This window comes from Vibrio kanaloae, assembly GCF_024347535.1.
Taxonomy (GTDB): domain Bacteria; phylum Pseudomonadota; class Gammaproteobacteria; order Enterobacterales; family Vibrionaceae; genus Vibrio; species Vibrio kanaloae.
The window spans coordinates 711,996-732,592 of the sequence record NZ_AP025497.1 but is presented as its reverse complement, the minus strand read 5'-3'; the positions used below and the strand labels follow the sequence as shown (position 1 = coordinate 732,592).

The 20,597-nt window shown below is 41.8% G+C and carries 17 protein-coding genes, 1 other RNA gene and 1 pseudogene; 8 read left to right on the top strand and 11 right to left on the bottom strand.

Features of this window, described 5'->3' with window-relative positions:
- Positions 1-220 precede the first annotated feature (220 nt).
- Positions 221-1,245 (top strand): annotated as a pseudogene (locus OCV24_RS03530) (IS630 family transposase).
- A gap of 89 nt (positions 1,246-1,334) precedes the next feature.
- On the opposite strand, the gene OCV24_RS03525 reads toward OCV24_RS03530, so the two are convergent.
- The 4 genes from OCV24_RS03525 to OCV24_RS03510 are packed head-to-tail and all read right to left on the bottom strand — an operon-like array spanning position 1,335 to position 4,077.
- Positions 1,335-1,745 carry a type IV pilus modification PilV family protein gene (locus OCV24_RS03525; RefSeq protein ID WP_017056739.1) on the bottom strand — a complete coding sequence of 137 codons (411 nt, stop codon included), beginning with the start codon at positions 1,743-1,745 and terminating at the stop codon, positions 1,335-1,337.
- Positions 1,735-3,000, bottom strand: coding sequence for a hypothetical protein (locus OCV24_RS03520; RefSeq protein ID WP_017056738.1), 1,266 nt, complete (start codon positions 2,998-3,000; stop codon positions 1,735-1,737). Before OCV24_RS03520 ends, OCV24_RS03525 begins: the two co-directional genes overlap by 11 nt.
- Positions 2,997-3,599, bottom strand: coding sequence for a PilW family protein (locus tag OCV24_RS03515; protein WP_150878301.1), 603 nt, complete (start codon positions 3,597-3,599; stop codon positions 2,997-2,999). Before OCV24_RS03515 ends, OCV24_RS03520 begins: the two co-directional genes overlap by 4 nt.
- Positions 3,577-4,077 (bottom strand): GspH/FimT family pseudopilin, encoded by a 501-nt coding sequence (locus tag OCV24_RS03510; RefSeq protein WP_017056736.1) that lies wholly within the window; start codon positions 4,075-4,077, stop codon positions 3,577-3,579. Before OCV24_RS03510 ends, OCV24_RS03515 begins: the two co-directional genes overlap by 23 nt.
- Before the next feature lie 102 nt (positions 4,078-4,179).
- Here OCV24_RS03510 and OCV24_RS03505 point away from each other — a divergent pair, with 102 nt between their 5' ends.
- The gene (locus OCV24_RS03505) at positions 4,180-4,611 is read left to right on the top strand and encodes a type IV pilin protein (protein ID WP_150878405.1); all 432 of its coding nucleotides are present in this window, start codon (positions 4,180-4,182) and stop codon (positions 4,609-4,611) included.
- A gap of 158 nt (positions 4,612-4,769) precedes the next feature.
- On the opposite strand, the gene dnaJ is transcribed toward OCV24_RS03505, so the two are convergent.
- The 4 genes from dnaJ to grpE form a co-directional block, all read right to left on the bottom strand.
- Positions 4,770-5,918, bottom strand: coding sequence for a molecular chaperone DnaJ (gene dnaJ / locus OCV24_RS03500; RefSeq protein WP_017056734.1), 1,149 nt, complete (start codon positions 5,916-5,918; stop codon positions 4,770-4,772).
- 284 nt (positions 5,919-6,202) lie between these two features.
- Complete coding sequence (gene dnaK / locus OCV24_RS03495; protein ID WP_077680776.1) at positions 6,203-8,116, bottom strand: molecular chaperone DnaK; 1,914 nt, start codon at positions 8,114-8,116, stop codon at positions 6,203-6,205.
- Between the two features lie 479 nt (positions 8,117-8,595).
- Positions 8,596-9,870 (bottom strand): dicarboxylate/amino acid:cation symporter, encoded by a 1,275-nt coding sequence (locus OCV24_RS03490; protein WP_017056732.1) that lies wholly within the window; start codon positions 9,868-9,870, stop codon positions 8,596-8,598.
- A gap of 388 nt (positions 9,871-10,258) precedes the next feature.
- Complete coding sequence (gene grpE, locus OCV24_RS03485; RefSeq protein ID WP_017056731.1) at positions 10,259-10,840, bottom strand: nucleotide exchange factor GrpE; 582 nt, start codon at positions 10,838-10,840, stop codon at positions 10,259-10,261.
- A 143-nt stretch (positions 10,841-10,983) separates the two neighbouring features.
- Between grpE and nadK the strand changes: the two genes are divergently transcribed.
- The 3 genes from nadK to bamE all read left to right on the top strand — a co-directional run bounded on the left by nadK (position 10,984) and on the right by bamE (position 14,351).
- Positions 10,984-11,868, top strand: coding sequence for an NAD(+) kinase (gene nadK / locus OCV24_RS03480; RefSeq protein ID WP_017056730.1), 885 nt, complete (start codon positions 10,984-10,986; stop codon positions 11,866-11,868).
- Positions 11,869-12,159: 291 nt separating this feature from the next.
- Complete coding sequence (gene recN, locus OCV24_RS03475; RefSeq protein WP_150878303.1) at positions 12,160-13,824, top strand: DNA repair protein RecN; 1,665 nt, start codon at positions 12,160-12,162, stop codon at positions 13,822-13,824.
- Positions 13,825-13,991: 167 nt separating this feature from the next.
- Positions 13,992-14,351 (top strand): outer membrane protein assembly factor BamE, encoded by a 360-nt coding sequence (gene bamE, locus OCV24_RS03470; RefSeq protein WP_010438918.1) that lies wholly within the window; start codon positions 13,992-13,994, stop codon positions 14,349-14,351.
- 176 nt (positions 14,352-14,527) lie between these two features.
- Here the strand turns inward: bamE and OCV24_RS03465 are convergent, their stop codons facing one another.
- The gene (locus OCV24_RS03465; protein ID WP_150878305.1) at positions 14,528-14,836 is read right to left on the bottom strand and encodes an RnfH family protein; all 309 of its coding nucleotides are present in this window, start codon (positions 14,834-14,836) and stop codon (positions 14,528-14,530) included.
- A gap of 3 nt (positions 14,837-14,839) precedes the next feature.
- Positions 14,840-15,268 (bottom strand): SRPBCC family protein, encoded by a 429-nt coding sequence (locus OCV24_RS03460; protein ID WP_004735157.1) that lies wholly within the window; start codon positions 15,266-15,268, stop codon positions 14,840-14,842.
- Positions 15,269-15,387: 119 nt separating this feature from the next.
- On the opposite strand from OCV24_RS03460, the gene smpB reads away from it, so the two are divergent.
- The 3 genes from smpB (at position 15,388) to OCV24_RS03445 (ending at position 17,710) form a co-directional block, all read left to right on the top strand.
- Positions 15,388-15,873, top strand: a complete 486-nt coding sequence (gene smpB / locus OCV24_RS03455; protein WP_004735156.1) for an SsrA-binding protein SmpB — start codon at positions 15,388-15,390, stop codon at positions 15,871-15,873.
- A 66-nt stretch (positions 15,874-15,939) separates the two neighbouring features.
- Positions 15,940-16,306, top strand: a transfer-messenger RNA (tmRNA) gene (gene ssrA / locus OCV24_RS03450).
- Positions 16,307-16,471: 165 nt separating this feature from the next.
- Positions 16,472-17,710 (top strand): integrase domain-containing protein, encoded by a 1,239-nt coding sequence (locus tag OCV24_RS03445; RefSeq protein ID WP_102351156.1) that lies wholly within the window; start codon positions 16,472-16,474, stop codon positions 17,708-17,710.
- A gap of 4 nt (positions 17,711-17,714) precedes the next feature.
- On the opposite strand, the gene OCV24_RS03440 is transcribed toward OCV24_RS03445, so the two are convergent.
- Positions 17,715-20,594 (bottom strand): DEAD/DEAH box helicase, encoded by a 2,880-nt coding sequence (locus OCV24_RS03440; RefSeq protein WP_102461598.1) that lies wholly within the window; start codon positions 20,592-20,594, stop codon positions 17,715-17,717.
- Positions 20,595-20,597 lie beyond the last annotated feature (3 nt).

Here is a 20,597-nt window from a genome sequence, read left to right as displayed (position 1 = left end):
CCTATTGGCACAGCACATATTCTATTTAAATCGCCATTAAAAAGCACAAGGTTCCACCTTATTTTACATAAATGGAGACATATTTTGCAAAATTACTATTAGGTAGCAACAATATAAAAACACAAAACACACCATCCCGTATACATAACTTTAACCAGGGCGCAAATAATACCAATTCCATTAAATTAATGATCTAATATAGACTCTGAAAGGAGCCTATATGAACTCAGATTTATCAAAGCTTATCGGCACAACCTCCAACGCGAGGTTGAGGCTAAGATTACTCGCAGTCTCTCACTTTATCGATGGTAAAAATCGAACTGAAATCGCGTCATTCCTTAAAGTCAGTCGTCTCAGTGTGAATAAATGGATCAAGGCCTATCTTGATTTTGGTGTTGAAGGGTTAGTAGAAAAACCTCATACAGGAAGACCTTCCAGACTCACTATTGAGCAAAAAAAACATCTTAAAGAATACGTCACTTCAAATGCAATAAAACCTGAGGGTGGGCGCTTACAAGGGAGTGATATCACACAATTCATCCTTGATGAATTTGATATATCTTACCAACCATCCGGTGTATACCGCTTACTGCATGAACTTAATTTGAGTTGGATAACAACACGTTCAAAGCACCCAAAACAATCAGAAGAAGCTCAAGAATCTTTTAAAAAAATTCCCAATAGAAACGATCCTTAAGATCCCTGGGCATATCCACTTAAAAGAAGTGCTTGTTTGGTTTCAAGATGAAGCTAGATTTGGTCAACGCAATACCACAACCAAGATTTGGGCAGAAAAAGGAACTCGACCTAGAGCCGTTCAACAGCAACAATTTGAGTATGCTTATTTGTTTGGAGCCGTTTGTATCAATACAGGCGAAGCTGAAGCTATTGTTTCACCGTTAAGCAACATGGAAGCAATGACGAAGCATCTTGAATTAATCTCAACGGCGACCCCTAGAGGTAAACATTCCGTGGTTATTATGGATCAAGCGAGCTGGCATCAAACACATTTAGCCAATCATTTTAAGAACATCACGATAATCCATATCCCGCCATATTCACCTGAATTAAACCCGATAGAACAAGTTTGGCAATGGCTTCGACAATACAAGTTAGCGAATAGGTGTTTTGAAAACTATAACGATATAGTGAACTCAGTATGCAATGCTTGGAACAGTTTTTGTGAAGATAAACGAAGAGTCCCAATCCCTCTGCTTTAGAGATTGGACTCGATTGGTAAGTTAATTAATGGAATTGGTATAACACCCTAAAAATTAAAATCATCAGTAAAAAGTTGGTAGAAACTGATATACAGATACTGTTTATTTAAAAGGTCAGTCAAACTCACTGTATTTAGAAATCATTGTATCTAAAGTTATGGATTGATCTTCTCCAAACCTATCTTGCCACGAACTGGTCATCTGGATAGTTTTCAACGCCCCAGATAAACGACTCGTCACTGTCCAATCAAGTTGATACTTAACATGGGTGTGATCCTCACCATCGACGATATCAGTAATAAAATCGGTAGGGGTAATACTTGACAAAGCTGCAGATGCTCCGCGAGTTCTAAACCCTTCCAATTTATTTTCAGCTAAGTGCAAAGCCTCAACACTTTGAATAGCAAAATCAGATTTTTGCTCCACATACGTTTGTAGTTTAATAAGTCCAAGAGCTCCTACTCCTATCAATAAAAAAGAAATGAGTACTTCGATTAAGTTGAAGCCTTTTTGTCTACAAATCATTCCATGAACCTTTTTGCCACTTAACCTTTAAGCTGTTATTTGGAACAGACCCGGAATCAAAGGTTAAACTTAATGAAACACCAAAAACGGTTAAGCCTCCCGGTGTATCAAAAACATAACCTCCTTTAGGCTTAAATGCACCACGAGAGAAGAATGTTAGTTTCTTTTTTTGGGCTACCGTTAACTCAGCTGTAGAGAGGTTGTTATACGTGGAGACATCACTTGTCCAACGCGAGCTTAAATTCGCACCGTTTGGAATCGTAGAGGTGAATAACTGATATATAATACCAGGGAAGTCATTGGCCCCATTTACACTAAGAATCCCGTCTTCGACAACTAACACCTTCGATGATGCACCAATTGAAGTTGTATTCAGCAAGTTACCACTTTCAAGATCACAGTCACCTTCAACCCAAACATTATCGTTGATAGAGTAAGCATTCTTGATTCTATCTTGGCAGCTATCACTTCCCGAAGATCCTGAGGTTACAGTCCCTTGTACAATCTCATACTCTGCTTTTATTGAATCAATATTACTTCTTGTATCTCCAAAAAAACTTTCAAATGGGTCAAGACTAGGATCATAAACAAAGTCATTTTCAACTAATTTATCTGCACCTCTGTGAGTTATATCGCTCCCGACAACAGTTAGGTCGTAATCCGACTTACTATGCTTCACACAATTACTATCACCTGATATGCACATATAATCCGATGCCTCTGTATCTGTTTGGTACGCACTGTCACAAATAACACCTGCAGGGTTCAAGGTTTTAAATGAACCATTCATGATAAACCCACTCGCATACCGAACAGATACACATTGATCATCCCCTTCAACATCGGGAACAAATTCATTCGCACCGATCAATTTAAGATCAGATCGAGCCTGAATAGCTCCAGTTGAGCGAGAAGATATATCTATGTTTTTTTTCAATGAACTGTAACCACTCATTGATGTCAACGTATATATCGTTTCACCAACAGTCTGAGGGGAAATAGATATTGAAGATAAATCACATAAACTATAAGCCTGATTTACTGGATGAATAGAACGATCATATTTAATTTCTGTAATCGCACATTCTAAACCTCCTTCTGCCTTCCAATGCTGCTTACGAGCTTCCACTTCATTTTGAGCTCTCTTTATTTGGTAGAAAACCGAACGGTAGCTACCGAAAGTGAGCATTAAAGCAGAGACCAGTAACACGCTTGTCACCAATAGAACAACCGCGCCTTGTTGATTTTTATTCATCCCCAATTCCTATTTTTTACAACCACACTTGATGAATAACTTACTGAAGTGTCCCCAACCAACTCCGCTGAGATCGCAATGGTTGTAATACCGGAACTAACCCCTTGAGTGCCTATACTTGATTGACTAACATCGAAGTTAATCACTCGGATTTGATTCGGTTCAAAAATAGAAGAACAACCACTCGTGGCTGCAGACACTGTTTTTACAGTGGTAGAAGGACTGTCACAGACTTTTACTACACCTGAATCAAATACAAACGCAACATTTCTCACCTCAGATTGATATGTATAAGCGTATGCGACCGTTTTTGAGTCCGGAGATATGTATACTATATTTGTGGCATCAGATAATTTTAGAGATATCCCAGCTCCTCCATCATAGCCAGCTCGCTGAAGATCTTCTTTAAAGTACTGGAGAGCACCAGAAACTTGCTGTAGTAATAGCAACTCATTACTTTTCTCTGATGCTATATTTTGTCCTGATATAAAGACTGAACCGACACTTCCAATAACAATAACGCCTAAGATAGAAGAGATCATAAATTCAATTAAAGTCGCACCACATTGTCGCCTTCTAACTACAGGCTTGATAACCATAAAAGTCTCCCCCAACACCACAAATCCTCATCCGCCCAGAAGCTCTATACGTGATTAATTTCAATGGCTTTGAATTAATATCAAATAAAAAGCTTCCATCTTTAGCCCTTCCATTGATTCCACTGAATTTTATTTGTTCTGAGCTATAGTTAACGGTGACATCAACATTACGGAACGCCCCACCCTCCATCGTTAATATTGCAGTACCTGTATTAGGAACATTAAATTCAGTTAGCTCTACTTTCCAGTCACCAGTATCACTTGAGTTACCATTCATCAGAAAGTGCGCCCAAAGGTCTGTATTTCTCATCACAGCTTCAGATTTCGCTTGCATCATAAAACCGTTCAATTCACTTGCTAGCCTTTGCATCTTAATGGTCTGAGAGACAGAACTAAAACTTGGCGCAGCAACTGCCAGTAATATTGAGAGCACTGAAATGGTTATAAGTAGCTCTAAGAAGGTAAACCCGCGAGACATTTCCCAAATTCCTATGTAAACCGATACGTAACCGTATTTAATCTTGCACAGATGCTATCACCAGAGAAAAATGGGCAGAATAATAAAAGGGAACTACTCGTGATGATTCGAAAAAATAAATGCAACAACAACAACTTAAGTATTAAAGGAATGACATTGATCGAATTATTGTTGACTGTCATCATCATAGGGATACTAGGTGCAATAGCGTATCCAAGTTATACCAATCATGTGATAAAGGCGCATCGAGTCACAGCAATGGCTGATATGACAAAGATACAGTTGGAAATAGAGACGCTGTACGCGGGAAACTACGCGTCGGCAGCGGCGGGTATTATTTCTAGAGGGACATGTTTATTTTGTGATACCGATACTAGCCGATACACGCTAGCGGTTTCGGCCAGCAGCACCACCTATTCGATTCAGGCTGAACCACATTCACCACAAACAAACGATGACTGCTTAGATTCGACGACCGATATTTTGGAATTACACCACTCAGGTATCTCGGAGCCAGAAACATGTTGGAAGTAACGAATTAAACCATCAAATAATTCGAGAACGTACCTCCAAAAAATCAGCTATTTATTCTCTGATCTACAGATGCAAAAAAGCCTGCTACATAAGCAGGCTTCCTAATTTTATCAACAACCCTATTAGTTGGCTTAACCAGTTACCAAGTAATTAATTGATTACTTAGTTAGGTCATCGAAGAAGTTTTTAACGCCACTGAAGAAACCTTCAGATTTTGGTTTGTGCTTGCTTGCCGCTTCGCCACCACATGTTTCTTCGAATTCACGCAGTAACTCTTTTTGGCGAGAGCTTAGCTTAACAGGGGTTTCAACTACTAGCTTAACAATTAGGTCACCCACACCGCCGCCACGAACGCCTTTCACGCCTTTACCACGCATACGGAACATACGGCCCGTTTGTGTTTCTTCTGGCACTTTAAGGTTAACACGGCCATCTAATGTAGGGACTTCAACATCTCCGCCTAGAGCAGCCATAGAGAAGCTGACTGGAACTTCACAGTAAAGGTTGTTGCCGTCACGCTCAAAGATATTGTGCTCTTTTACGTGTACTTGTACGTATAGGTCACCAGCTGGAGCGCCTTGCTCTCCCGCTTCTCCTTCGCCAGACAGACGAATACGATCGCCAGTATCAACGCCTGCAGGGATCTTAACGTTAAGTGTTTTCGTCTTCTGCTTACGGCCTTGACCGTGACATGAATTACATGGATCTTTGATGATCTTGCCTTTACCATTACAAGTAGGACAAGTCTGTTGAACTGCAAAGAAACCTTGACGCATTTGTACTTGGCCATGGCCATGACAAGTGCCACATGTTTGTGCAGAAGAGCCCGCCTTAGCGCCGCTACCGTCACAAGTATCACATTCAACCAGTGTCGGTACTTCGATTTCTTTAGAAATACCACGAACCGCCTCTTCTAGAGAAAGCTCCATGTTGTAACGTAAATCAGAACCACGTTGTGCACGTGCTTGACCGCCACCACGACGACCGCCGCCAAAGATATCACCAAATACATCACCGAAAATATCGCCGAAGTCACCTTGGCCACCGCCACCGAAACCACCGCCGCCGCCCATACCGCCTTGTTCAAAAGCAGCGTGGCCGTATTGATCATAAGCGGCTTTCTTTTGAGGGTCGGTCAGGATTTCGTACGCTACTTTTACTTCTTTAAACTTATCTGGTGCGGCAGCGTCACCTTGGTTACGGTCCGGGTGGAATTTCATCGCTAAGCGTTTGTAAGCTTTTTTAATATCGCGCTCTGATGCATCGCGGCTTACGCCTAATACTTCGTAAAAATCACGTTTTGACATGTTCTAGGTCACCAAAATAATTGCTACTACCGAATGTTCACTTCAGTAGTCTGTGTATCAATCTAGATAAAAGTTCTGTCGGCTGAAGAACCGAATAAAGCTATTATCTAGATCGACAAGTCTAAACACAAATTTACGGGCGTGAGAGTTACCTCTGACGCCCGTATTAATAAGTCTTCGAGACAAATTTCTAAGCAGATAGCTTGAGTTCTAGGAGGGAGCGCGGAGCCTACGCTAGTAGGTGAGCACTTCCGATAACGAAATCAGGCCACTCTGCGACGAAATTATTTTTTGTCGTCTTTAACTTCTTCAAACTCTGCGTCTACCACATCGTCATCTTGCTTAGGTTGCTCACCCGCTTCAGCGCCAGCTTGTTGTGCTTGAGCTTGCTGTTGAGCGATTTCCATTAGCTTCTGAGCTGCTTGCATAAGTTCTTGAACTTTAGCGTCGATAGCTTCTTTGTCGTTACCAGACTTAACTTCTTCTAGTGCCGTGATAGCTGCTTCGATCTTCTCTTTCTCTTCTGCAGGTAGAGCTTCACCAGCTTCTTCTACTTGCTTACGAGTACCATGAATCATTTGGTCAGCTTGGTTACGTACAGTTACTAGCTCTTCGAACTTTTTGTCCGCTTCTTTGTTAGCTTCTGCTTCTTGTACCATTGCTTCGATCTCTTCATCAGACAAACCACCTGATGCTTGGATAGTGATCTTCTGCTCTTTACCTGTTGCTTTATCTTTAGCAGATACGTTCAGGATACCATCAGCATCTAGGTCGAATGTTACTTCGATTTGTGGCATGCCACGAGGTGCTGGTTGGATACCTTCTAGGTTGAACTGACCAAGAGACTTGTTGTAAGTCGCTTGCTTACGCTCACCTTGAAGAACGTGGATAGTTACTGCGTTTTGGTTGTCTTCAGCTGTAGAGAACACTTGATCCGCTTTAGTAGGGATAGTTGTGTTTTTCTCGATAAGCTTAGTCATCACGCCGCCCATCGTTTCGATACCGAAAGATAGAGGAGTAACGTCTAGTAGGAGAACGTCTTTAACGTCACCAGCTAGTACACCACCTTGAACAGCAGCACCCATTGCAACAGCTTCGTCAGGGTTCACGTCTTTACGTGGCTCTTTACCGAAGAATTCAGTTACTTTAGCTTGAACCATAGGCATACGAGTTTGACCACCAACTAGGATAACGTCAGTGATTTCGCCTACAGATAGGTCAGCATCTGCTAGAGCTACTTTTAGTGGCTCAAGAGAACGTTGAACTAGGTCTTCAACTAGAGACTCAAGCTTCGCACGAGTCACTTTGATGTTCATGTGTTTAGGACCAGTCGCATCAGCAGTAACGTAAGGTAGGTTTACGTCAGTTTGAGTCGTAGAAGAAAGCTCGATTTTCGCTTTTTCTGCTGCTTCTTTAACTCGCTGCATTGCTAGTGGATCAGTTTTAAGGTTGATACCTTGTTCTTTTTTGAACTCATCGACTAGGTAGTTGATCATGCGGTTATCGAAATCTTCACCACCAAGGTGAGTGTCACCGTTAGTTGAAAGAACTTCGAAAGTCTTCTCGCCTTCTACTTCATCGATTTCGATGATAGATATATCGAATGTACCACCACCAAGGTCGTATACAGCGATAGTGCGATCACCACCTTTCTTGTCTAAGCCATAAGCTAGAGCAGCAGCAGTTGGTTCGTTGATGATACGTTTAACATCTAGACCAGCGATACGGCCAGCATCTTTAGTTGCTTGACGCTGAGCATCGTTGAAATAAGCAGGAACAGTAACAACTGCGCCAGTTACTTCTTCGCCTAGGAAGTCTTCAGCTGTTTTCTTCATTTTCTTAAGAACTTCAGCAGATACTTGAGGAGCCGCCATTTTTTGGCCTTGCGCTTCAACCCATGCATCACCGTTGTCTGCCTTAATAATGCTGAAAGGCATGATTTCGATATCGCGTTGAACTTCTTCATCTTCAAAACGACGACCGATTAGACGCTTGATAGCGAACAGTGTGTTTTGAGGGTTAGTAACAGCTTGACGTTTCGCAGGTTGACCAACTAGCGTTTCGCCTTCTGTGTATGCGATTACTGATGCTGTTGTGCGTTCGCCTTCAGCATTTTCAATTACGCGTGGTTTGTCGCCGTCAAGAACAGCAACACAAGAGTTAGTAGTACCTAAATCAATACCAATGATTTTACCCATCAGGCCATCTCCGAATATATATTATTTAGTTTTTGCTATACCCACATATGTGGGGGGTGATAATCAGGGATTCAACCCCAAGACACAAAATTAAAGTGCAAATGTAATTTGCTTTCGTATGCCCAATAGATAAGGGCTCACGACATCTTTTCAAGGGTAAAAAGATATTTTTTTAAATTTATTTTGCTAAAAAAGGATGATTCGGCACGAATACCTATCATTACTGAGCTTATAACTTCCACAACTAGGTTTATCAGCCGCCGATCCACTCTTCTATAGAAAGAGCTTGTTTCTGTTTCTGTTTCTGTAAGCAGACTAGTTAAAAAGCTTTTCATCAACTCAACCTGCCCAAGTTTCTATTCAACCAAAGCGATAAAATATGGTTAACCTCTCACCCAATAAAAACGGAGCCATTTTGGCTCCGTTTATCTATTCAGGCTTTCTATTCAAGTTTCATCGATAGAACAAATAGCCTCTGATTATACTTCTGCTTTCTGTAATTCGGCTTCTTCGTTAACTTCTGCGCCGATTTCACCTTCAGACTTAGCAACGATAGTGTTAACCGCAGTATCACCGACCACGTTAGAAGAAGTACAGAACATGTCATTAATACGGTCAACAGCAGCAATGATAGCAAGACCTTCTGGTGGTAAACCTAGTTGGTGCAATAGAACACCTACCATTACAACGCCACCACCTGGAACACCACCAGCACCGATAGACAGTAGCAGGATTGTTAGACCAAGAGTAAAGATGTCAGCAGTGTTGATTGGTTGACCGAATGCGTTTGCGACGAACATTGTCGCTAGTGCGATGTAGATAGATACACCAGACATATTCATTGTTGCGCCGAGTGGAACACCGAAACCAGCTACTGATTTAGATACACCAAGCTTTTCAGTTAGGGTGCGCATTGTTACAGGAATCGTCGCATTCGAACTTGCCGTCGATAGTGAGAAAAGGATTTGCTCACGAATTGCACGTAGGAATTGCTTAGGTGTAATACCTGTCGCTAGGCCAACCATCATTGGGTAGAAGAAGAAAATCCAAAACACTAACATTGCAACTACTAGTGCAACATACCCGGCGACCGACATCAGGGTATTAGCATCAAGCGTTGCGCCCAGTTGAATCATCAGTGCAAATACACCAAATGGAGCCAGGCTCATGACGAGGCCGATAAGTTTCATCATGATTTCGTTAGCCATCTTGAACGTTTTTATCGCTGGACCGCCACGTGAATCAAGAGCTTGAATAGCAAGACCTGTCAAAATTGCCATGAAAATGATTTGTAGCATGTCACCACTTGCAAACGCTTCTACAGGGTTACTAGGAACGATATTCACAACGAGAGAGAAGATATCTGGCGTTTCAGTTGTTGTTAATTGAACTGTCTCAGAGATCGTTCCAGCTAGATCTGCGCCAGCACCCGGTTGGAAAATAAGACCAACGGTTAGGGCAGCAGAGATCGCGATGATGGTGTTGATAATGTAAAGAGCAAAAGTTTTACCACCTAGGCGACCGAAAGAACGAATATCTTTCAATTCAACAATGCCACACACGATAGAAACATATACCAGTGGAACAACCAATAGTTTGATCAAAGAGACAAACATACCACCAGCACCTTCTGCTAACCCAAGCAGATAAGTATCAAATATCGTAATACCGCTAAATAAGTACTGAATAGCAGTACCAATAAGTAGTCCTGCAAACAAGCCTACAAAAATCTTACTTGAGAGCGATTTATCCATCGTTCTTCTCCAGTCTGTTGTGTTTAAAATTTGTACTTTTATAGTTATATATGCGACTAAAATCGCTATATTGCAGTGGATTTTACATACAAAGATAACAATTAAAAGCACTTATTTACAAAAAATTTACAAATGTGACATCAAAACATTCCATCAATAACAATCAGTTTCATAATATAAAACTCTAAATACCTGATCTGGATAAAATAAAGAGAACGACGTTATCAATACGTTTTTGATTACTATTCACGAGGACTCCAAGTTACAAGCATAAAAAAAGAGAGGCATATGCCTCTCTTTTCATTTCACATTAACCAGTGAATTATTTTGCAGTCGCTATTTACTCAGTAAGTGTGCCAGTCAATCACTTGACTACATACTACTTTAATTATTTAGCAACCATAACCATCGCAGGGCGAACTACTCGACCGTTCAGCTCGTAGCCTTTTTGCATCACGAGCATAACTGTGTTTGATTCGTGATCTGGGCTGTCTTGAATAGACATCGCTTGATGGAACTCAGGGTTGAACACTTCACCTTCAGGGTTAATCTCTCTGAGACCAAACTTAGCAACAGTATCAACAAATGTTTTGTGCGTAAGCTCAACACCTTCAAGGATTGGCTTTACCGCTTCATTCTCTGTATCGCCAGCTTGAATTGCGCGCTCTAGGTTATCGATAACAGGAAGTAGACCTTCAGCAAACTTGTTCAAAGCAAATTTACGTGCTTTATCAATTTCTTGCTCACTGCGGCGACGCATGTTTTCAACTTCAGCTTTTGCGCGAAGAACAGAATCTTGCTGTTCTTTCACTTTAGATTCGCTAGATAGCAACGCTGCTTCTAGTTGAGCAATTTTTGCTTCCTGCTCGTCAACTGCACCTTCATTAAGCTCAGCTTCTTCAACTTTCTCTGCTTCAGCAATGATCTGATCTAGCTCTTCTTCGGTTACTTTGTTTTCTTCGTTGCTCATGATATCTCCAGAATTCGTTTTCAATGCAAGTGACAGGCATGTTTGCGCCTCAAATTGATATAAAACACTCGCATAGACGTTCAACTTGCCTTTATTATGGGGATGAAGAATTTTGATTCAAGCCTAATTCGTTTGGAAACCGTATGAAAAAGCCATTTGAAGTCATCGCTATTATAGGTAAACCTCGAGATCAACAAGCCATTCAGACCCATAAAGAACTCTACCAATGGTTGAGTTCCGAGGGTTATCAAGTGTTTGTCGATGACAGACTCGCCAGTATTTTAGATGATATCCCAAAAAAACATTTTTCTAGCCTAATTGAATTAGGAAAGCGTGCCGATCTAGCGATTGTCGTCGGTGGTGATGGAAACATGCTCGGAGCAGCCAGGATCTTGTCACGTTTTGACATTTCGGTGATTGGTGTTAACCGAGGTAACCTTGGATTTCTAACCGATCTCAATCCTGAAAACTTCCAGAGTGCACTTACTGATGTACTCAAAGGAGAGTTCATGGAAGAAGAGCGCTTCTTACTTGAAACTGAAATTCACCGTCACGGCCAAATAAAAAGTCACAACGCCGCACTTAACGAAGCGGTACTTCACCCCGGTCAGGTTGCACATATGATCGAGTTTGAAGTATATATCGACGACAGCTTTGCCTTCTCACAGCGTTCTGATGGTTTGATCGTATCAACGCCAACAGGTTCTACCGCTTATTCGCTTTCTGGCGGCGGTCCTATTTTGTCATCAAGTTTGAATGCCATTTCCTTGGTCCCAATGTTTCCACATACGCTTTCAAGCCGGCCACTTGTCGTTGATGGTAAGCGCCGCATCAAGCTGATCGTATCGCCTGATAACCGCGGCACTCAAGAAGTGAGCTGCGATGGTCAAATCTCGCTACCGGTTTCCCCTGGCGATGAAATTCACATTTACCAAAGCCCAAATGTGCTCAAGTTAATCCACCCGAAAGACTACAACTACTATCATGTCCTACGTAATAAACTAGGCTGGTCGAGTAAGTTGTTTTAACTAAACGGCTCTAGCAATAACCGAAAATTTTAAAGGCTGACGACATTCGTCAGCCTTTTTTATCACCCATAGAAAGCCCGTCGGCCCTAGCTTCTCGTCAATTTCTTATACTGTCACTCCCAAGAGGGAGGAACGACTGAGTTGGGAATTTATAGCGGTTTCAGTGATCTACAGACAAGTTCAATTCTGAGAGCTATCGCAAAAAATTTTCACCGGTCGACTTTACTGTATAAAGAAACAGTATATACTGACCTTATATACAGTATTGTTCAGTTATACAGGTAAATAAAAATGCTGGCTCATTTAAGTGTTAATAATTTCGCTATTGTTAAGTCTTTACAGCTAGAACTTTCTAAAGGCATGACAACAATCACCGGGGAAACTGGTGCGGGTAAATCTATCGCTATCGATGCTTTAGGCTTGTGCCTTGGAGGAAGATCAGATGCAGGAATGGTAAGACAAGGTGAAGAAAAAACCGAAGTCAGTGCCGCTTTTTTACTTGAGAACAATATGCATGCAACTCGCTGGTTAGAAGACAACGAACTACTTGATGGCAGTGAGTGCATCCTGCGCAGAACCATATCAAAAGAAGGTCGTTCTCGTGCATTCATCAACGGTAGCCCTGTCCCTCTTTCGCAATTGAAATCGCTCGGGCAGCTGTTGATCAACATTCATGGCCAACACGCGCACCACCAGCTAATGAAAAGTGACTACCAAATGGCTATGCTTGATCAATACGCAGGCCACTTAAACCTATTGAAATCGACACGTAATGCTTACCAAGCATGGCGACAAGCGGATAACCACTTAAAAGAGTTGCGTGAAAATAGCCAGCAAAACCAAGCTCAAAAACAACTTCTTGAATACCAAGTCAAAGAGTTAAATGAGCTGTCTATTGGGGAGGAAGAATATGAAGACCTCGAACAAGAGCATAAGCGCCTCTCCAATAGCGGAGAACTGGCCACAACCTGTCAGCAAGCTATCGAGCTTATTTATGAAGGCGAAGAAGTTAATGCGCTTGGTATTCTGCAATCGGCCAATCACTCCTTAATTCAGCTAGCTGAGCTAGATGAAAGATTGGCCGAGTTACCGAACTTGCTTTCTGAAGCGATTATTCAGATCGAAGAGACCAACAACGAGTTAAGAACATACCTAGACAGCATTGATGTTGATCCCGGTCGTATGGCTTACGTTGAAGAGCGTTTCTCAAAGGTGATGTCGATGTCTCGCAAACACCATGTGTTGCCTGAAGAGCTTTACAAGCATCACCAAGATTTATTACAACAAGTTGAAGCGCTTGATTGCTCCGATGAAAAGCTGGATGAGTTAGCATGCGAAGTCGAGAACCAATACCAATCGTTCGTGGCTAAATCAGAGAAGCTTCATAAATCTCGAACTCGTTACGCAAAAGAGCTAAACAAGCTGATCACGCAAAGCATGCACGAACTGAGCATGGAAAAAGCGCAGTTTGCCATTGAAGTGAACAACACCAACACACACCCTTCTCCATTGGGTATGGATAACGTGACCTTCATTGTATCGACCAACCCAGGCCAACCGATGCAGCCAATTGCTAAAGTGGCGTCTGGTGGTGAGTTATCACGAATCTCATTAGCAATTCAGGTGATCACCGCGCAAAAAGTCGATACACCAAGCCTGATTTTCGATGAAGTCGATGTGGGTATCAGTGGACCAACTGCTGCGGTTGTTGGAAAAATGCTGCGTACGCTCGGTGAATCTACTCAAGTGATGTGTGTGACTCACTTACCTCAAGTAGCAGGTTGTGGTCACCAACAATTGTTCGTTGCGAAGAACACCAAATCGGGCAAGACAGAAACTAAAATGCACACATTGGATGAGCAACAACGTATTTCAGAGCTTGCTCGTTTGCTAGGCGGCAGTCAAATCACCGAGTCGACATTAGCCAATGCAAAAGAATTATTAACCGCAGCCTAGGTTAACTATTCAGCAACTTTCTGATAATTTACCAAAAATCATTGGTAATTTTGCAACTAAATTCAAAATTGTTAGTCATAACAAGTTCAAAGCGCAAGGAGCTTTTTACTTCTTGCTGGAGCTTGTTTATTATCAGGCAGTATTTTAGCGAAGAAAGATCTCAAACTATGCGAATTAAAAAGTGGTTAGTTGCAGTTCCACTTGCACTAACAATGTTGACCGGTTGCTCTCTATTAGAGAAGTTGGTTTATCGAATTGACATCAATCAGGGTAACTATGTTGAACAGGAAGCTGTCGACCAGCTGAAGTTTGGCATGACAAAAACACAAGTTCGTTACGTTATGGGCTCACCAATGCTTATCGAAAACGGCTACCCAGATACGTGGTACTACATTTACCATCACACAAAAGGCCATGAAGACTCGATTCAGAAAAATCTCGTTGTTAACTTTGATGCGACTGGCACCTTAGTAACGATAAATGGTGATTTTGAAGCCAGTGATGAGTTCTTCGAAAGCCTTCGCTAGCTTTCTGGTCCAGCCGGTAAAGCTATCAGTCGACAAAGCAAAGAATCGCGAAAGCCTGCTCACATGAGCAGGTTTTTTTATATCCACTAACAAGTCAACCTTAATCACCTAACCAGCAGATACAAAAAAAGCTCGCCGATGCGAGCTCTCTTCTCATTCAGATTCGTTGAGCATTTTTATTTTTTTGCAACCGCTTTTGCTTGTTCAGCACGCTTACGGCGAATCTCTTTCGGATCAGCCAATAGTGCTCGATAGATTTCGATACGATCCTTATCACGAACCGTTGCATCTAACTTAACGTTGCGGCTGAATACGCCAACCTTGTTTTTCGCTAAGTCGATCTCTGGATACAGTTCCAAAACACCAGACTGTGCGATGATCTCTTCAACGGTCGCGTTCTTGTTCACAACTAAGGTAAACACACGCTGTTCGTGAGGAAGCGCAAACACGACTTCTACGTGGATCATATCTGATTCAATAGTCATGGTTTAGTACACCTGTTTCGCTCGTTGAGTAAAAGCGCTGACCATATTGCTCGTTAGTTCATTAAAAACCTTACCAAATGCCATTTCAATCATTCGACTAGAAAATTCAAACTCTAACTTAAGCTCAACCTTACAAGCTTGCTCGTCGAGCGGAGTAAAATACCAACCACCCTGCAGCTTTTTAAATGGACCGTCCACCAGCTCCATCAAGATCTCAGCACCATCCGCTAAACGGTTAGAGGTAGTAAATGTTTTGCTGATACCAGCTTTAGAGACATCAACTGAAGCCACCATAGTTGAATCTGAAGATTCGATCACACGTGAACCAGAACACCCTGGCAAAAACTCGTGATAACGAGCAACATCATTGACCAAGCTGAACATCTGGTCGGCACTAAAAGACACTAATGCTGAACGAGTAACCTTTGGCATATAGACTCCTGTTAAAGACAGCGTTACATTAACACAAACTGCAATTTTAATTGTATTGGGCCAGAGCGCAAATAAAAAGGATTCCCCATCTAGGGCTCAATCCGTATAATGAGGCCATTATGGCAAAGAATAAATCAAAATCAAAAGCTGGTAGCAATACCATTGCGCTTAACAAGAAAGCTCGCCACGAATATTTCATCGATGATGAGATAGAAGCGGGGCTTGAGCTACAAGGTTGGGAAGTAAAGTCCCTACGTGAAGGCAAAACCAATATCGCAGAAAGCTACGTTTACATCCGAGATGGCGAAGCATTCATCAGTGGTATGACGATCACTCCGCTTACTCAAGCGAGCACTCATATTGTGGCGAATCCAACACGTATCCGTAAACTCCTGATGTCGAGAAAAGAACTCGACAACCTTATCGGTCGTATTAACCGTGAAGGCATGACACTTGTCGCAACCGCACTTTACTGGTCTCGCTCTTGGGCGAAGATTAAAGTTGGCGTAGCGAAAGGTAAGAAGCTGCATGATAAACGTACTGATATGAAAGAAAAAGATTGGGCGAGAGACAAAGCACGAATTATGAAGAGTAATTTGCGTTAATTTTAAGCACTTAAACGCACAGCGCTAGACAGGTTAAGCTTTTCTGGTACTATACAAATAACACTTGGGGCTGATTTAGGATTCGACAGGAATTTTGAAGTCTGAGGTGCATGCCGTGGGGCGGTTGGCCACGTTAAAAGCCGCAAAAAAATAGTCGCAAACGACGAAAACTACGCACTAGCAGCTTAATAACCTGCTCAGAGCTCTCTTACCCTAGCTTCCGCTCGTAAGACGGGGAATAATAAGAGATCAAACCCAAACTAGCTAGCGTGGCTTCTCCCACCTGAGAGGAAAAGCGCGAATTATAATTCAGGTTAGCCTTTAACTAGCGTGTCGGTTCGCAGGTTGCTGGTGAAATTAAAGATCGACTAAGCATGTAGTACCAATGATGAATGATTTTTGGACGCGGGTTCAACTCCCGCCAGCTCCACCAATTCAATGAATTAAGACGTCCCAGGACGTCTTTTTTTATGCCTGTAACAACCATAAATCAGCAACTTAGCGTCTTTTAACATCCCGTAATATCCCACCACATCTTTGACTTTTAGTAACCACTGTAGTAACCATAGATTATGGATACTAACTAATGGTTACTACGATGCCTAGAATCACGAAACCTCTAACAGCAACAGAAGTTAAAAACGCTAAGCCTAAAGAAAAGGAATATCGTCTTTCAGATGGGCAAGGTCTACAACTACGTGTACTTCCAAGTGGTTCTAAACATTGGCAGCTTAACTATTATCGTCCGACAAATGGAAAACGAGCGAATTTCAGTTTAGGTCGATTCCCTGATGTTAATCTTGCACAAGCAAGAAAAAACTCATTATTAGCAAAAGAGCTGATCGCACAAGGTATAGATCCTCAAGAAGACCAAAAGAAAAAACAGCAAGAGTATAAAGAAGTTCATGAACACACCTTTGTAAACGTAACAAAGGAATGGTTTGAAATTAAGAAAGACTCCGTTACTCCAGACTACGCCACTGACATCTGGCGGTCTCTAGAACTTCATATATTTCCTCACCTCGCTGATATGCCAGTTAAAAATATTACAGCGCCGTTAATCATTGAACTTCTAAAGCCTATCGAAGCTAAAGGCAGTTTAGAGACCGTAAAACGTTTATCTCAACGCCTCAATGAAGTGATGAACTTCGCTACCAACTGCGGTCTAATTCAAGCTAACCCATTGACTGGCATTAAAGCTGCTTTTAAGAAGCCTAAAAAAGAAAATATGGCAGCGTTAAAACCAGCAGAGCTACCAGAACTTATGGGTGCTATTGCAAATGCTAGCATCAAACGTACAACTCGATGCTTGTTAGAGTGGCAATTGCACACTATGACTCGCCCTGCTGAAGCTTCTGGAGCTAAATGGTGTGAAATCGATATCAATGAAAAAGTTTGGACCATACCTGCCGAAAGAATGAAAAAGCGCAGGGAACACCGTATCCCCCTTACTGAACAAGCTCTTGATCTACTTGAAGTAATGAAACCAATTAGTGGACATAGAGAATTTGTCTTTCCTTCTGATCGCAATCCTAAGAAGCCATGTAATAGTCAAACGGCAAACATGGCTCTCAAACGCATGGGGTTTGCTGGTAGGCTTGTCAGTCATGGGTTACGTTCACTTGCAAGTACAACACTCAACGAGCAAGGTTTTGAAGCCGATTTGATAGAAGCCGCACTAGCTCACGTTGATGACAACCAGGTTCGCAGTGCTTATAACCGTACCGATTACCTAGAACGCCGAATCCCTATGATGTGCTGGTGGAGCGGGCATATAGGAGAGGCCGCCAAAGGCAGCCTCTCTGTTACGGGTACTAAACAGTTAAAAGTGATTTAAACAATCAACTCGCGTCTTTAAACTCAAACTCTTGAAGTAGACCACCTACACTGCGAGACAGTGTAATTGCATCATGTGGAATCAAGATGTAATGCCATGGTTTGCTTCCTGTGTTAGCTGCATTTTCATTAGCATATTTACACCAGCGACTTGCGGCCTTAGCTTTAGCAACAACATCGACATCTTCCATCTCTTTGGCCTTCTTAGGCTCCATAAGGAGAAATGCGTCATTAGTTTCCACAACAAAATCAGGCTCATAGTTTTGACCACTACGGTATTCAATGCGGAACTGCCCAGTACTAGGCTTCATCCATTTGATAACGGTGCTATCCTGCTCCAGCACCTGGGCTAGTCTTAACTCACCATCCACAGAATCAAATTTTTGATATGGATAACAACAACGGTTAAACCCAGTAAACAGCATTTGTCTCACTCGACTTTTTTCTCCTGATTGAACCGGAGTTTTAAAATCTCTAGGTTGTTCACCATTTGCAAAGTTGAATGTTGTTGGACGAAGTACATCAAACCCTTGCGTCACACTACCTACATAGTCTGTTGGAGTGGTCCACATATTTTGCTTTATCTGAGACCAAATAAAATCAGCTAAAGTGAGACCTACGGTTTTAAGGACACCTTCAGCATCTTCGTCGCTCAAATAACTTTTTAGGTGTGCAACCATTTGGCCTGCTAGCTTATACAGCATTGCTGCGTGCACATCGTAATCAATTTCATCATGATCCATTAGATGAAATACAAGATAGTTTTCTAATCTTTCCTCGGAAGAAGTGCCTTTTTCCCAGCTAATAGTACTTAGCTTACTATTCTCCAAGTTACTAATAATTATCTCATTTGATTGAGGTTTAAGTGATATACGGTCTAAACCTGACAACTCAAAATCATTGAAGCCATAATTCACATCACGGGTTGGCAATACAACAATCTTTGGTATATCAATAGTGTATTCAGCAATCTTTTCTGTAACGGTTGCAACAATACTATCAACCTCTGATTCATCGAAGATTTCTACTTGCTCTATCTGTTGCGCTACAGATTGAGTGTAGTCGCCAGTAATCCCTTGGGATCCTGTTACATTTTGAGCCATTAACCCTCTAGCTACTTCATGAACTCGCTTCGAAATCTGTGACTTAGTTTGCTCTTCTGTTAATTGCTTGCTGCTGGATAAGTTCTTTGCTTCTTGCTGAACGATAGCTACCGTCAGCTCTGCTATTTTCTTTTGAGTTGGAGTGTAGGCCTGTGTCTCCATTGATTCTACTGAACTTACTCCGCCATCATCATTGGTTGTACTTACCTTCCACTCACCTTTAGATTCTTGAATTGATCCATCTTCAATATATGCAGGTTTATTTCCAAGAGCTAAATCAGCCATTGAAGGTACGTACATTTGCTGTGGTTTCTTTTCAGGGATCCCATCTTCGTCATCAGAACCAATATAAAGCGTTTTTTTAATGATCGACTCTTTATCATTGGCTTTATCGATAATATCTTCGAAACGGTCATGAGCGATGATCGTCAATCTATCTACTGCTTCTACTTTAGTACGCTTGCCATATGGAAGACGCAGACCGCGACCAATTGTTTGCTCCGTCAGAATCTCAGATGCAGATGCTCTAAGAGGTACAATGGTGTAGAGGTTTGTAACATCCCAACCTTCTTTAAGCTTATTAACATGAATAACTATTTCAGTATCTTTATCATGTTCAACGGCAAGTAAACGTTGTGTTGTTTCTTCTGACTCTTCGCCCGTCTGGTTGGAGTGTACGGTGATTACCTTACCTTTATAAGCACCTTCAAAAAATGAATCATCCTCAACCTTTTTCTTAAGTGCTTCTGCATGCAGCGTATCTTGAGCTACCACTAACATAAATGGTTTTACCAGTTTTTCACCTGTGTTATTCGCATAACTAGCGAGCTCAGTCTTCACATACTCATGATGATGTACACCATCTTCAAGCTTAATCTCCTCAAGCCTCTCTGGCGAGTATTCACTTGCTTTAAAATCCTTGCGAGTAGCCACCGCCGGAGTTTTCACATAACCATCATTCAAAGCACTAGCTAGAGGGTAGTGATAGATGATGTTTTTAAATTCCTTTGGTTTCGCACCTACTGTTTTTGGCGTTGCAGTAAGCTCGATACCTAATACAGGTTTCAGATCATTCAAAGCTTTGGCACCAGCTGAAGCATAATAACGGTGCGCCTCATCCATGATAACAACAAGATCTGGGAGATCAGCCAAGTAATTAAAATACGAGTCCCCGATATACTCTTGAAGACGACGCATTTTAGGGTCTTTTGACTTATTGGCTCCTTTCTTGTTGTCCTTCGCATTAATCTTCGAGATATTGAAGATATTGATGTGCGGGGCCTCTTCCCCAGCAAAAAGGTCACCAGTCATACTTTCAGCGACGGCATAGTCTAAACGTACACCACGCCCATCTTCATAATCATCGCCCGTAATGATAACAGGCGGAGTTTGAACCAACTCCGGAACCCCTTGGAATACATACTTAGGGCTTCCCATAAGAAAATCATGCTTTAATTTTTCGTAAATCGTTAAGTTAGGTGCAAGAACAAAGAAGTGACGGCTTCGGCCAGTCAGGTAAAGCCAAGCGATCATTGCGCCCATTAAACGTGTTTTACCAACACCTGTTGCCAAGGCAAAACAAAGAGAAGGGAAGTCACGCTCAAATTTTTTCACTGATGAGTAGTGTGGCTTTAACACCTCAATCCAACGATTAAGATCAGGATCTTTGCTTAACCCCATTTGCTCAAGGACATCACAAAGAATTTGTAATGATTTTTCTTGTGGATTACGCAGAGAAAGACGAGCACTAATTTGATTTGCTACTTTTAGATCATTGCTCATTAA